This is a genomic window from Chryseobacterium sp. SIMBA_038 (genome assembly GCF_046535115.1).
Taxonomy (GTDB): domain Bacteria; phylum Bacteroidota; class Bacteroidia; order Flavobacteriales; family Weeksellaceae; genus Chryseobacterium.
This window is the reverse complement of sequence record NZ_JAWRXH010000003.1, coordinates 198,223-213,203: the sequence shown is the minus strand read 5'-3', so window position 1 is coordinate 213,203 and position 14,981 is coordinate 198,223. Positions and strand designations below refer to the sequence as shown.

The 14,981-nt window shown below is 35.1% G+C and carries 14 protein-coding genes; 10 read left to right on the top strand and 4 right to left on the bottom strand.

Annotated features, from left to right (window positions below; translation table 11 throughout):
- Positions 1-2: 2 nt before the first annotated feature.
- The 4 genes from SB689_RS11905 to SB689_RS11890 are packed head-to-tail and all read left to right on the top strand — an operon-like array spanning position 3 to position 1,600.
- Positions 3-359 carry a hypothetical protein gene (locus SB689_RS11905; RefSeq protein ID WP_410692362.1) on the top strand — a complete coding sequence of 119 codons (357 nt, stop codon included), beginning with the start codon at positions 3-5 and terminating at the stop codon, positions 357-359.
- Positions 360-407: 48 nt separating this feature from the next.
- A complete protein-coding gene (locus SB689_RS11900) occupies positions 408-539 on the top strand; it encodes a hypothetical protein (protein ID WP_410692361.1) in 132 nt (43 codons plus the stop codon).
- 48 nt (positions 540-587) lie between these two features.
- Entirely contained in the window at positions 588-983 is a 396-nt protein-coding gene (locus SB689_RS11895; RefSeq protein WP_410692360.1) for a hypothetical protein, read from the top strand.
- A 56-nt stretch (positions 984-1,039) separates the two neighbouring features.
- A complete protein-coding gene (locus SB689_RS11890; RefSeq protein WP_410692359.1) occupies positions 1,040-1,600 on the top strand; it encodes a hypothetical protein in 561 nt (186 codons plus the stop codon).
- A gap of 73 nt (positions 1,601-1,673) precedes the next feature.
- Here SB689_RS11890 and SB689_RS11885 read toward each other — a convergent pair whose 3' ends face one another.
- Entirely contained in the window at positions 1,674-2,192 is a 519-nt protein-coding gene (locus SB689_RS11885; RefSeq protein WP_410692358.1) for a thioredoxin family protein, read from the bottom strand.
- A 121-nt stretch (positions 2,193-2,313) separates the two neighbouring features.
- Positions 2,314-2,853, bottom strand: coding sequence for a hypothetical protein (locus SB689_RS11880; RefSeq protein WP_410692357.1), 540 nt, complete (start codon positions 2,851-2,853; stop codon positions 2,314-2,316).
- A 139-nt stretch (positions 2,854-2,992) separates the two neighbouring features.
- Between SB689_RS11880 and SB689_RS11875 the strand changes: the two genes are divergently transcribed.
- A complete protein-coding gene (locus SB689_RS11875; RefSeq protein ID WP_410692356.1) occupies positions 2,993-3,883 on the top strand; it encodes a winged helix-turn-helix domain-containing protein in 891 nt (296 codons plus the stop codon).
- 103 nt (positions 3,884-3,986) lie between these two features.
- Here SB689_RS11875 and dnaK read toward each other — a convergent pair whose 3' ends face one another.
- A complete protein-coding gene (gene dnaK / locus SB689_RS11870; protein WP_410692355.1) occupies positions 3,987-5,879 on the bottom strand; it encodes a molecular chaperone DnaK in 1,893 nt (630 codons plus the stop codon).
- Between the two features lie 152 nt (positions 5,880-6,031).
- The gene (locus SB689_RS11865; RefSeq protein ID WP_410692354.1) at positions 6,032-7,264 is read right to left on the bottom strand and encodes a M43 family zinc metalloprotease; all 1,233 of its coding nucleotides are present in this window, start codon (positions 7,262-7,264) and stop codon (positions 6,032-6,034) included.
- A 184-nt stretch (positions 7,265-7,448) separates the two neighbouring features.
- Here SB689_RS11865 and ppk1 point away from each other — a divergent pair, with 184 nt between their 5' ends.
- From ppk1 to SB689_RS11840, 5 genes are all read left to right on the top strand, one after another.
- Entirely contained in the window at positions 7,449-9,521 is a 2,073-nt protein-coding gene (gene ppk1, locus SB689_RS11860; RefSeq protein ID WP_410692353.1) for a polyphosphate kinase 1, read from the top strand.
- Complete coding sequence (locus SB689_RS11855; protein WP_410692352.1) at positions 9,518-10,402, top strand: exopolyphosphatase; 885 nt, start codon at positions 9,518-9,520, stop codon at positions 10,400-10,402. Before ppk1 ends, SB689_RS11855 begins: the two co-directional genes overlap by 4 nt.
- Before the next feature lie 504 nt (positions 10,403-10,906).
- Positions 10,907-11,560 (top strand): NAD-dependent epimerase/dehydratase family protein, encoded by a 654-nt coding sequence (locus SB689_RS11850; protein WP_410692351.1) that lies wholly within the window; start codon positions 10,907-10,909, stop codon positions 11,558-11,560.
- A 5-nt stretch (positions 11,561-11,565) separates the two neighbouring features.
- A complete protein-coding gene (locus SB689_RS11845; protein WP_410692350.1) occupies positions 11,566-11,706 on the top strand; it encodes a hypothetical protein in 141 nt (46 codons plus the stop codon).
- Positions 11,707-11,861: 155 nt separating this feature from the next.
- Positions 11,862-14,900, top strand: coding sequence for a choice-of-anchor I family protein (locus SB689_RS11840; protein WP_410692349.1), 3,039 nt, complete (start codon positions 11,862-11,864; stop codon positions 14,898-14,900).
- Positions 14,901-14,981 lie beyond the last annotated feature (81 nt).

Sequence of the window (14,981 nt, the reverse complement as noted above, 5' to 3'; positions counted from 1 at the left end):
ATATGAATTATTTACAAGCTGCTCAGGAAATTACAGATGTGGTTCCCGACATTCAAAATGAATTGGAAAACAATAAAACTCAGAATTCTGACAGTGTTATCCAGACTTTTACGGATCGTATTAAAAACATGATCCGCCAAAACGACAGAAATCTTTTATTTAAGAGCTTACAAAAGATGGATGAGATTTACAAAAACGGCGATGTAAAACTGAGAAATGCTGTAGAAAACACTTTCATTTATTCTCTAGACAATTTTACCACATTTTGCAACGAGGAATATAGAAAAGCCATTTTTACTCATATTTCTCAGGACTTGCAGAAAATTTATTCAAAACAAATTTATAAACATGGAATGTAAAATTTTCATTACATATTTCACCCATTTTATTACAAAAAAGTTAAAATTATGAAGACAAAAATCAGAAAAGAATTCGACTGGAAACAATGGAAAAAGTCCAATTCTAGGCATAATATGGAAATATTGGCAACTCATATTGCTATCATAATAGGTGTATTTGTTTTTGCTTCCTGCTTATAAGTTTGGTACGGTTTTCGCGGCAATAGAAGTATTCGAAAAATATTAATTATGATGAATGTGCAAATGCAAACTATTAACCAAAAAATGGCTGTAGAGTATTTAAAATTTTTCTATCCACCAATCAGAAGTGAGATCACTCAATTATCAAAACAAAATAATTTCGCCGGGGTTATGCAGGCGACTATCAATTATCTGAAAGATCTTTTATTAGAGTCTAAGATTAACATCATTGGACATCATATTAAATTGATGGAATTCATTTACGAAAAAGGAAATTCTTATGTAAAAGATATGATTGAAAACCTTTTTGTAAGATCTTTTGAGAGCTTTAAAAAACACACTAAAATCCAATATTGGAACGATCTTTACAATTATATGCCTGTAAAATTTCAGGAAATATATGTAGAACAACAAAAGAAAGACGAAATATTCTTTGGTAAATAAAAATTAGATTAAGCTCCCTGAACGTTTTGTTTGGGGAGTTTTTTTATATTTATGGCATGAAAATAAAAATTGCTTTTCTTCTCATCTTTCAGCTATATTTCGTAAATGCTCAGATCTCTCAAAAAGTAAAAGCATTAGCAAAACCTTTAGATACAATCGACTATGCAGAATCTTCACATGTAGAAATTGATGGTGAGTCAAGTATTATTTATGGTTATTTCAAAGAAATATCTAAAGCAGCCAAGAATGATGAGCTCTATTTCTTTGCTAAAAATGGCAGTAATTCGTTAAGATTATATTCGAGTCTAGAGCTTTTTAAAAGAAATGATAAAAGGTTTTTGGAAATTTATAAATTCTATTCTGATAATCCACTTATTATGAAATACAAAATGGGTTGTGTAGGTAATAAGGAAAATATTTCAACTTACTTGAAAAATGAAATCTATATGGCAACCGAAATTGTTTCGATGAGAGACACTTCATTAAAAATGAAAAAGGATAAGTTTATTCAAGTTCAGTTGCAAAGTATTAAAGAAGAAGGTTATGATAAACTCACTCAAAAAAACTTAGAATTTTATTTAAAAGAAACAGATAAAATTGATAAAAGTAGCAATTAGGATCATCCTATTTATAACAAAAAATGCCTCTAAAAATTTACACTTTTAGAGGCATTTCAATTTTTAGAATTTATTATTGAGCTTTTTTCACAAACACACTTTGAATTGTCTGAAGCTCTTCTTTATTCAATTTAGAAGATTTTTCCAACTTAGCTAAAAAGGAATTAACCTCTTCTGGTGTTGCCGGTGAACCTAAATTATCACCTTTTTCATCAAAAGAATCTGCCAACACTTTTCCTTTCGGATCCAGTACAAGCCAAAAAGGAAGTCCTGCATTTTCGCCTTTATATTTGTTCATTGTTTCCTGTCCGCCAGGATTTTCAAGGCTTTTCTTTTCGCCTCTTTCCTGAACGTCAAGATATGCAGTTACAAAACTTTTATCGAAGAGTGGTTTTGTTTCAGGAAGGTTCATATTTTTCTCCATCATTTTGCACCACTTACACCACGATGCATGGAAAACCAAAAGAACGTTTTTATTTTTAGCTTTTGCTTCTGTAAGAGCTTTGTTTAATACAACGTCTGCTTTTTCCTGAGCAAAATTTAACTGAAATAACAATAAACCAACAATTAAAATTATTTTATTACACTTCATCTGAACTTTATTTTTTGATTAAAACTATACGAATTTAGGTATTTTTCCTTTAATTCTGGACACAAAAAATCCCCTCGCTTACGCTCGGGGATTTTATATTTATAGATATTTCATCATTTATTTAGCATCCGTCTTTGCGAGGGCTACGTTGGAAAATTACTTTACTATCCCGTTCTACATATCCGACTGGTATTATTGGGTATGCATACTTAGGTGCATGCATTAGGCTATGGCTTTTTATAATTATTTTGTCGTTAACTTTTAAGCTATGCAATTGCTCAAGTTGAGACTTTTCCGGCTGAAATATTGCAATGTAATCGTCATCATTAATCCTGACCATCACTCCGAAACCTAATCTTGAGCCTGACGGAAGAGAAAGAGAGGTTATAACTCCCTCCATATTTGTATACCCTTTAATATTCTTCCATATTTTAGCTTCAGCGTCCTGTACTTTTTTACCTGCGGGAGACACTTCCCATTTTTTGTACATTATACCGGCAGGAGTAGCCTCCCATTTTTTCTTTTCGGCTTTAATTTCAGTAGCAGAGAGAGTCTTGGGAATTGGTTTTTTAGAAGTTTCATTTTTAATTTCACAATTAGCGAATACCAGTCCGCTTACCACAATGAGTAGTAAGATCGGCGCATAAATAACTTTTTTCATGTTTCTTGTAGATTTAATTAATAACATTATTTTATAATCCTTTTAAAGTTTATGCATCAAAATTACTCTACTATTTTTCTGTTGATGAGCTTAAAATTGTAAATAAAAATGTAAACTTTGTAAATAATAACTTGACACTATGTTTAATAGCAGAAATCTCCTTTCAGGAAAACGCAAATACCTGTTCGGATTCATACTTTTCTCATTTATCTGTGTAATCTATGCAGCTTTCAGCAGTGAGGATAGTGACGATTTTGACTTTGCCAGAAGAGAAGTTTTGCTCCGTAAAATCGGACATGAGATACTTCTACAGTCGGGTGATCGTACATCAAGAGTACTCCCTGTGAAAAAAATTGCAAAAAATGAATATCTGATCAGCTTTGAGAATAAAATTACTTTTCAACCAGACTCTTTAGTGAATACTACTCAACGTTTGTTAGCCAAAGACCCGTTCGCAAGTGATTATGTTGTTAATGTACTTAACTGTACCAACTCCAGTGTAGCTTATGGATACGCTATATCTAAAAATAAACAAGATGATATTGTATCCTGCAGAGGAAGAAAGCAGCCCGTCGCCTGTTATATGATCAACATTAAATTCAAACCTACAGGAATAAATACAGTAAAAAATGGATATCTTCTGGGCGGCCTGTCATTTTTAGCATTTGTTGGTTTTATTTTTTTCAGATCTGTTAAGCCCAAGAAAACTTTACCTGAAAGTCAGCATACAGATATGCTAACTTTGGGCTCAGTGTTGTTCGATGCGAAGAACCGTAAGCTAATAAAAAATGAAAATACAATAGAATTGACTGGAACTGAAACGCGTCTGTTACTCATTTTCGCATTATCTCCTAACGAAACTATAGAGAGAACCAGATTACAAAAAGAGATATGGGAAGATGAAGGTGTTATTGTAGGGCGTAGTCTAGATATGTTCATATCAAAACTTAGAAAAAAACTGGAATTTGATCCGAATATCAAAATTGTTGTTATACGCGGAAAAGGATATAAGCTTGAAATTAGCGCTTAGAAATACAAGGAATATTTATTTAAGTATTTTACTTTAATTCCGGATACAAAAAAATCCCCTCGCTTTCGCTCGGGGATTTTATATTCAATCAGTCTGTAACTGCTTATTTTACTTCTTCGAAGTCTGCATCTTGTACATCTTCTGCACCATTTGCATTACCTCCAGGGTTTTGAGCTCCTGCTCCTTCTGCCTGTTGTCCTGCTGCATACATTTCTTCTGAAGCTGCCATCCAAGCTGCATCTAAAACTTCAGTTTTAGCTTTCACATCATCACCGTTTTTAGCTTCGAAAGCTATTTTCAATTCTGCGTGAGCTGCTTCGATTGCCGCTTTTTTGTCAGCTGATAATTTATCACCAAACTCTTTCAATTGCTTTTCAGTCTGGAAGATCAATCCGTCAGCTTTGTTGAAAATTTCAACTTCTTCTTTTCTCTTCGCATCAGATGCAGAGTTTTCCTGAGCTTCTTTTTTCATTCTTTCGATTTCTTCGTCAGAAAGACCTGAAGATGCTTGGATTTTGATAGACTGCTCTTTACCTGTACCTTTATCTTTAGCAGAAACGCTAAGGATACCATTTGCATCAATATCGAAAGTTACTTCGATCTGAGGAACTCCTCTTTGTGCTGGTGGAATATCAGTAAGGTCAAATCTACCGATCTCTTTGTTATCGTTGAACATTGGTCTTTCACCTTGTCCTACTCTGATGCTTACAGCCGGCTGGTTGTCAGAAGCTGTAGAGAAAACTTCAGATTTTTTAGTTGGGATCGTAGTGTTTGATTCAATTAATTTAGTGAATACAGAACCCATTGTTTCGATACCTAAAGAAAGTGGAGTAACGTCAAGAAGCAATACATCTGTTACGTCTCCTGTAAGAACTCCTCCTTGGATTGCAGCACCAATTGCTACTACTTCGTCAGGGTTTACTCCTTTAGATGGTTTTTTACCGAAGAATTTTTCAACTTCTTCCTGAATGATAGGGATTCTTGTAGAACCTCCAACCAAGATTACCTCATCGATATCAGAGATAGAAAGACCTGCATCAGAAAGCGCTTTTTTACAAGGCTCCATAGATCTTCTTACTAAGTCTGCAGCTAACTGCTCGAATTTAGCTTTAGTTAAAGTCTTCACTAAGTGTTTAGGACCTGTAGCTGTAGCCGTGATATATGGTAAGTTGATTTCAGTTTGTGGAGAAGAAGATAATTCAATTTTAGCTTTTTCAGCAGCTTCTTTTAATCTCTGTAGTGCGATTGCATCAGATTTTAATTCAACTCCTTCTTCAGCTTTGAACTCGTCTGCCATCCAGTTGATAATTACATCATCAAAGTCATCACCTCCTAAGTGTGTATCACCGTTTGTAGACAATACTTCGAAAACTCCGTCTCCTAAATCCAGAATAGAAACGTCGAAAGTACCACCTCCAAGGTCATAAACAGCGATCTTCTGATCTTTGTGAGCTTTATCCATACCGTAAGCCAATGCAGCTGCAGTAGGTTCGTTGATAATTCTTTCTACTGTAAGACCAGCGATTTCTCCTGCTTCTTTAGTAGCCTGTCTTTGTGCATCATTAAAGTAAGCCGGAACAGTGATTACCGCTCTTGTTACTTCTTGTCCAAGATAATCTTCAGCAGTTTTCTTCATTTTCTGAAGCGTCATTGCAGAAATTTCCTGTGGAGTATATTCTCTATCGTCAATTTTAACTTTTACAGTGTCATTCGGACCTTTTACAACTTCGTAAGGTACTCTTGAAATTTCACTTGCATCATCTTTAAAATGAGTTCCAATAAATCTTTTGATAGAATATACTGTCTTTTTTGGATTCGTTACAGCCTGTCTTTTTGCAGGATCTCCTACTTTTCTTTCACCATCTTCTGTAAATGCTACAATAGAAGGAGTCGTTCTTTTACCTTCTGCATTAGGAATAACAACAGCATCTTTACCTTCCATTACTGCAACGCAAGAGTTGGTTGTTCCTAAGTCAATTCCAATTATTTTACTCATAATATTTATATTTTTTCTAATTTTAATTATTAATTACAATCTCTATTTCTCAATATCTGTACCATATAGTTTTTTGTGACAAATTGACATATTAAAAAATTAAACCCCGAAATAATCGAGGTTTTAATATAAATAATTGGAAATTTTTTCACTTATTTCTTAATAAATTTCAGAGACTTAACGAACTGTTTGTCACTATAGGTTCTTACATAATAAACTCCGGATGCAAAATCTTTGACATCAATTTTGTCAGTTTCATTTTTAATAAAAGCTTTTTTCAATAATCTTCCTTCTGAATTAAATATCTCTACTTCATTAATTTTAACCATAGGTGAAGCTATAGAAATGTATTCTGTTGTCGGACTGGGAAAAATATTGATTGAAGTAGCTTTTTCACTTTCACTTGTACCTAAAACAGCAGAAGAACATCCATTGGCATTGAGTAAACTGGCACGCGGGCCTGCCATTGTATTACTTGTAATTGTTTTCTGATCATTACTAAACATAGCCATTGCGGCATCATCTACATAATCCATAAAATTCATAAACATAGCGCCATTTGCAGAGGGTGTGCATGTTAATTGATTATCTGGAAATGTAGGCGAATCATAATACGGTCCGTCAGTAGCAGGAGTATCAGCACAAAAATCATCATTATCAGGAGTTCCACAAGCACTTCCGTTAAGTCCCCAAATATGTTCCAGTCCAAAATAATGTCCGATTTCGTGAGTCGCCGTTCTTCCTTTATTAAAAGGCGAGGAAACCGTTCCAGTTGTTCCAAAAAATTGATAACCAATGGCAAGACCATCAAGTTCAGATCCCGCGGCATCCGGTAAATATGCCCAACCCAAATATCCGGGAGGTAAATCACCTATCCAGATATTTAAATATTTCGTAGGATCCCAGGCCAAAGCACCCGAAGCATCATAATAGTATCCTTCAAAATCAAAATTTGAAGCTACAGATTTCCTTTCAATACCGGTTGTTTGGTTTCCGTTGGGATCTTTTGTTGCCATACAGAAAGCCAATTCCAGATCTGCAGCCATTGGTTTGAATGCATTCGGAACTACGGTATTAAAGTCTGAGTTCATCTTTCTGAAATCATTATTTAAAACTGCAATTTGAGATGCAATTTGAGCGTCAGAAATATTCTGCGTCGCATTCTTATATAATACATGCACAACCACAGGAATAGTAATGACAGTTTGAGGAGATTTCGCCGTATTATTTTTCTTAATAAGAAAGTTACGAAGATCTGTTTTTCTTTCTAAAGCCTGAGGATTTTTTTGAAAAAACTCTTTCATCTTCTGATCTGTTGCACATCCTCTTTGTGCATAGATGTTAGTTATAAATAAACCGATGATTAATAATAAATACTTTTTCATAAATAATTTTTTGTGGTTATAATTTATCTTTATAACTATAGTCGGAATCGTTTCAGAATCCTTACAGAAAATTATCTTTTCTTTTGTTCTTTATTTAAAACATTAAAAATTAATCAAAGTTTAACCTAGAAAAATAGTTGAAAAGCATATGAATTATTATTTTTGATAAATTATAAACTAGAGAATGTCATTACACTTTAATCCGAGAGATATCACATGGCTTGCCTTCAACGAAAGAGTTTTGCAGGAAGCGATGGACGAAAATGTACCTTTACATCTGAGAATCCGTTTTCTTGGGATTTTTTCCAATAATTTAGATGAATTTTTCAGAGTGCGGGTTGCCGGATTAAAGCGCGCCATGGATTTTAAGGAAAAAGTAATCGCTGAGTCTTTTTATCAGCCACCTTCTAAAATCCTTCAAAATATTAATGAAATTGTTATTAAACATCAGCAGAATTTCGATAAGACCTGGAAAAAAATTCAGACCGAAATGGCTGATCAAAAGGTTTTCATTAAAAATTCAAAAAATCTAACGGCCAGACAAAAAGAGTTTGTAAGAACATATTTCGATGAAGTTGTGGAAGCTAATGTTATTCCTATTTTACTTCACGAAAACACGCCAATGCCTTATATGAGGGATAAAAGTCTTTATTTGGGTGTTGCGATGAGAAAAAAAGACTGGCAATATTCCAGTAATTATGCGATTATTGAAATTCCGTCGCGTTTTGTGGGAAGATTTGTGTTGCTTCCGACAGAAGATCCAGAGGAAAAAAATGTAATGTTGCTGGAAGATGTCATTACATTCAATTTACCGCATATTTTCTCTTATTTCGGATATGATGAATTTGCTGCAAATGCTTTCAAAGTAACAAAAGATGCCGAAATGGATCTTGATAACGACATCAGAACCAATTTCGCAGAAAAGATAGAAAAAGGAATTAAAAACAGAAGAAAAGGAAAGCCGACAAGGTTTGTTTTCGATAAAGATATGGATAAAGCGTTGTTGGAATTGCTTATCCGTAAACTGAATTTAACCAAGAAAGACAGCATTATTCCGGGAGGAAAAATTCATAATTTCAAGCATTTCATGGATTTCCCTGATGTTTTTGAATCTTATGCAAGACCTGCAGAAAGAACTTCTTTTGAACATCAAGCTTTTGAACATGGCGAAAGAGTAACGGACGTTATTCTTGCAAAAGATGTACTTCTTACCTTCCCTTACCATAAATATACTCCTGTCATTGATCTTCTTCGTGAGGCCGCAATGGATCCTGATGTAAAATCAATTCAAATCACAGCGTACCGTTTGGCGAGCAGTTCAAAAATCATTAATGCTTTGATTTATGCTGCAAGAAACGGTAAAGATGTTACCGTAATGCTTGAACTTCAGGCAAGATTCGACGAAGAATCCAATTTAAAATGGAAAGAAATGCTGGAACCGGAAGGAATTACTGTTTTAGTGGGAATTCCGGATAAAAAAGTTCACGCTAAGCTTTGTATCATTAAGAAAAGAGCACAAAACAAAACCCTTCAATACGGTTTTGTAAGCACAGGAAATTTTAACGAAAAAACGGCCAGAATTTACGGAGATCATTTATTAATGACCTCGGATCGTCATGTGATGGCGGATATTAATAAAATTTTCAACGTATTAAAGAAACCGAAAGAAGATTATTTACCTGTTTTAAAGACTTGTAAAAATTTATTGGTTTGTCCACAGTTTATGCGTGAAAAGATTGTTCATCACATAGACAAAGAGATCGAGGAAGCAAAAGCAGGAAGAAGAGCAGAAATGATCATTAAAGCCAATTCGGTGAGCGACCGTGCTTTAATTACAAAACTATACGAGGCTTCTATTGCCGGTGTTGTCATAAAAATCATTGTAAGAGGTATTTACTGTGCTGTGAATCAGAAAGATTTCAAAGAAAAGATAAAAGCCATCAGTATTGTGGATGAATATTTGGAACACGCCAGAGTAATGTATTTCTACAACAAAGGTGCGGAAGATATGTATATTTCCTCAGCAGACTGGATGACCAGAAACCTAGACTACAGAATTGAAGCCGCAGCCAAGATCACCGACAAAGATCTGAAGAAAGAATTAAAAGAAATTCTAGACATTCAGTTGAGAGATAACGTAAAAGCTCGTATTTTAGACAAAAAATTGAGCAACGAATACATCAGCAATGGAAAAGAAGAATGCCGTTCTCAGATAGAGACTTATAAATATTTAAAAGCTAAAACAAGCAAAAAATGAAGATCGCAGCTATAGACATTGGTAGTAACGCAGCCCGACTTTTAATTAATGAAGTAAAAATCAACAACAATAAGCCTGAATTCATCAAGCTTAATCTTCTGAGAATCCCTCTGAGATTAGGAATGGATGTTTTTACATTGGGAAAGATCGGTGAAGAAAGAGAAAAAATGGTAATCGATTCCATGAAAATTTTCAGTGACTTAATGAAAATCTATAAAGTTGAACATTACAGAGCTTGTGCTACGAGCGCAATGCGTGATGCAACCAACGGTCAGGAAATCATTAAACATGTAAAAAAAGCTTCCGGAATTGAAATCGAGATCATTTCAGGAGACGAAGAAGCAACCCTGATTTATGAAAACCATGTGGCAGAAGGCTTAGACAAAGAATTCGCCTATCTTTATATTGACGTTGGCGGTGGTTCTACCGAGCTTACCTTTTACGAAAACGGTAAAATGGTCTATGAAAAATCTTTCAATATCGGAACAATCCGTTTATTGAACAATCTTGTTACTTTCGATAATTGGAAGGAGATGAAAGAAGAGATCAACAATAATATTTCAAGCAAAAAACCTATTGTTGCCATCGGTTCGGGCGGAAACATCAACAAAGTTTTCTCCATGAGCAAAACCAAGGACGGAAAAGCGATGACTCTTTCTCATCTTAAAAAGGTGTACAAAGAATTTAACGAACTTTCTGTGGAAGAAAGAATGACAAAACACAACCTCAGAGAAGACAGAGCCGATGTTGTGGCGCATGCTTTGAAGATTTTTAATAATGTCATGACATGGTCTGATATCAATAGAATTTTTGTTCCGAAAATCTCTGTTGCAGATGGACTTATTCATAATATTTACAGTCAATTACATGATAAAAAATAATTGTAAGTTTACAATATAATAGTAAAACCAGTCATTTTTGGCTGGTTTTTTATTGTGGATAGGCAAGAATTGTAATTATTCATTACCAATTACTCATTACTTATATTCTTGGGAGCTATTTCCCGCTCTCCGCACTCGCTATTTTGTTGTGTTTCGGCGCGGCGGCTTTGCCGCCGCGCCGAAACACAACAAAAATGAGCTCAAACAAATGCTGCGATTGGGGCTAGGGATTTAGTCATCATTGGAAATATTCAGCAAAAAACCGGTGGCTTCGAGAACCTCAGCCTCCAGTTTTATCGAACTTTGGCGACCATTCGATAAGTCTTCAAATCAGTATTTCATCAGATAATTTTCTCTATTGATAACTGAAATGAAGTTCTCAACTGGTGGCTGAGGCTCTCGAAGCCACCACAATAAAAAATAATTTCAACAATAACCTATTTTTTGTAATTTACTTAAAGTAAAAACAAATCCGGAAACGTCATTACTTTATAACATAAAAAAATGAGCTCAATCAAAATAATTCTGACAGGTGCAACCGGAATGGTAGGCGAAGGCGTTTTACTGGAATGTCTTGAAAATCCAAACATTTCTGAGGTTCTAAGTGTAAGCAGAAAACCATCCGGAAAAACACACGCGAAACTAAAAGAATATTTAGTTCCCGACTTCCTTGGAATTGATGTAAACGATGAAAATTTAAAAGGTTACGATGCCTGTTTTTTCTGCGCCGGAATCAGCAGTGTTGGGATGAACGAAGAGGATTATACTAAAATTACATACGACACGACTTTACATTTTGCCAAAGTTCTTTTAAATCTGAATCCGGAAATGGTTTTTAACTATGTTTCAGGAGCTCATACTGACAAAACAGAAAGCGGAAAATTGATGTGGGCGAGAGTAAAAGGAAAAACAGAAAACGATTTGAAGAAATTAGGTTTCAAAGATGCTTATAATTTTCGTCCCGGATTTATGAAACCTGTTGACGGACAAGTAAATGTAAAATGGTTTTTCAAACCTGTGATATGGCTCTTCCCTATTCTTCTGCCTTCAAAATCGTTAACATTACATGAAGTCGGAAGAGCAATGATTAATACTGTGCAGAAAGGATATTCTACATCAATTTTAGAAATTCAGGACATTAAAAATTTAGCAAAATGAGAGCAATGATAAAAAGAATCATCTTCGTTATTTTCATACTACTGATTATCACAGCAATTTCAGGATTTTTGTATACACAAAAACATCAGTCCGGAAAAGTATCAACTTTAAAAAGTAAAGATTATAACGAAAAAGCTACAAGATAAATTTCAGAAACAGTTTCTGTCATTATTAATTATATCTTACTGTTTTAAAATTAATATTTAGTTTTCATTACGAATTATTAATCATTTCTTAAGATTCTATTAAAACCTTTACAGACTAGAAAGTTCATTTTTGCATAAATCTAATTTAAGTAAAAATGGTTAACAATTACCTTTTAAAAGGGTCTGTCATTGCCGCATTCTTTCTTCAGGGCGGACTTTTCGGGCAGACACTTATTCACTATTGGAATTTCAATAACAATGCTTCAGCAGCTGCTATTACCACTCCGACTTCCACGTTGGTGAGCGGTTCTCTTACCGCAGTAACGAGTGGAACAACAGAAGTAGATTTCGCAGGAGGAACCGGACAAAACTTCAGTACAGAAAACCTGAATGCCAGAAATGGCGATGCACCGGGAACCCATTTAAGATATAATTTCCCAATTAACGGAAACCTACAATTCAACCTTCCGACTACAGGATATAACAATGTGGTGGTGAAATTCACGACAAGAAGATCAGGATCGGGAGCAGGAACTCAGACTTGGTCTTATTCAACAAACGGAACGACTTTCCTACCTTATCAGACCGTTTCTCCTCAGGATGCCAATCCACAATTAATTACTTTCGATTTTTCTGCAATTTCAGGCGTTGCAAATAATCCGAATTTTAAATTAAAAGTGGAATTCTCAGCAGGTACAGGAGGAACTGTTGGAAACAACCGTTTTGATAACTTTACGGTAGACGCAGCTGCAACAGGCGGTGCAGACACTACTCCACCCACGGTAGCTTATCTTCCGACAAACAGCACAAATAATGCCTCTACGACTGTAAATCCTACGATTTCTTTTAATGAAAATGTAAGATTAACAGACAATTCCGCGATCAACGATTCTAATGCACAAAATCTTGTAGATTTCCGTCTTGGAAGTTCTACAGGTACACAAGTTCCCTTTACAACAACATTCAGCAACAACAAAATCACAGTAATCCCGACTGCAGGTTTAGTTCCAAATCAAACTTATTATTTGGCTTTAAAACCAAATATGGTAGAAGATACCAGCGATAATGCGGTAACGACAACAACGGCAACTACTTTCACAACAGCCGGAACTTCTATTTCTTTAGATAAAAACTTCATTAAAGTCAATGAAAATGCGGGAAGTTTGGCATTTAAGATTAATGTTAACAATCCATCTACTTCAACGGTGAATTTGGTGGTAAAACCTGCACCTTTCAGTACGGCAAACAGTAGTGATTTTACTTTAACAAATCAGACAATTAATATTACTCCGTCAACAACGAGTTATACCGTAAATATTCCGATTATTGATGATACATTGGAAGAGCAAAGCGCTGAGTATTTCGTTGTAAGTCTTGAAAATCCTGTTGGGGCAACGATTTCTGGTGATAATAATGCTACCGTTTATATTATTGATAATGATAAGCAAGCTCCGGTTCCTTCTCAGCAGATTCAATTAAATTATATTGGAAGTTTTGACCCTTCTGGAAACAGTACAAGTTCTACGGAAATTGTAGTTCATGATGCTACCTCACAAAAATTATTCACAATCAGTTCTCTGACTGATGTTTTTGATATTATTGATTTCAGCAATCCTACCACTCCGGTTGTTACTAAAACCGTGAACATGGCTTCTTTCGGAGGAATTACAAGCATCGCTGTGAAAAATGGAATTATTGCCGTTTCTTCTCCTAACGCAAATCCTCAATTAAATGGTTCTGTTGTTTTCTTTGATATTAATGGAAACTTCATGAAACAGGTTACGGTTGGCGCTTTACCGGACATGATCACCTTCACTCCGGACGGAACCAAAGTTATCACAGCTAACGAAGGTGAGCCAAACGATGCTTACACGGTAGATCCGGAAGGAACTATAAGTATTATTGATATTTCTGGAGGTGTTGGAAATCTTACTCAAACTAATGTTTCAACCCTAAATTTCAATGCATTTGATTCTCAACTTGCAGCTTTAACCGCAACAGGATTAAGAAAAGTAAGAACCAATAACACACTTTCTCAAGACCTAGAACCTGAATATGTTACGGTAAGTGCTGACAGTCAAAAAGCTTGGGTTACGCTTCAGGAAAACAATGCTGTTGCGGAAATTAATTTAGCCACAAAAACCATTACAAGTATTTGGGGATTAGGCAAAAAAGATATGAGCTTACCTGGAAACGGTTTTGATGCTTCTGATAATAATAGTGAGATTTTAATTGCCAACTGGCCAGTAAAAACATACTACACTCCGGATGCCGTTCAAAACTTTAAAATCGGAAGTACCAATTATATCGTAACAGCAAATGAAGGAGACGAAAAAGACCTTTCTGGTTTCAGTGAAAGAACGACCGTTGGAGCGGCTGCTTACACTTTAGATCCAACCATTTTCCCGAATGCTGATATTTTAAAAGCTTCTCATAATTTAGGAAGATTCAGAGTTTCAAATGCAACAGGAAATACGGACGGAGATGCAGAATTTGAAGAAATTTCTGCGTTGGGTGCGCGTTCATTCTCTATTTTCAATGCAGATACAAAACAGATCGTTTATGATAGTGGTGATAAATTTGAAAGATATATTGCAGCTAATCATCCATTAATTTTTAATGCTGATAATGAAGCAAACGGTGCAAAAAACAGAAGCCGTGCAAAAGGCCCTGAACCGGAAGGTGTAGCGTTGGGAACAATCAACGGACAAACTTACGCGTTCATTACTCTGGAAAGAACAGGTGGCGTGATGGTTTACAACATTACAGATCCTAATAACCCTACATTTACTGATTATAAACATTCCCGTTCTACTTCGGCTTACGGAGGCGACAATGGCCCGGAAGGAATCACTTATATCGCTCCTCAAAACACAACGACAGGAAAAGGTTATGTGATTATTGCCAATGAGATCAGTGGAACTTTATCTATGTATGAAGTGGCAAATTCTGCAACGTTAGGAACAGGAGAAATAAAAACTGAAAATTCCACGTTCAATATATTCCCGAATCCTGTGGCAAAAGGAAATACGCTGTACTTCAACAGAGCGCAAGGATACGAATTGTATGATATGTCCGGCAAGTTAATCGGAAAAGAGAAAAATGCTTTAACAATAGATACATCAAAACTTTCTACAGGAGTTTACTTGGTAAAAACTTCAGAAGGTCAGGTGAAAAGAGTCATTGTAAAGTAGATATATTATTTAGTTGATTGCAAAAGGCTTCGGAATTATTTTCCGGAGCTTTTTTGTTGGCAGGAAATTGATTAGTTTTAG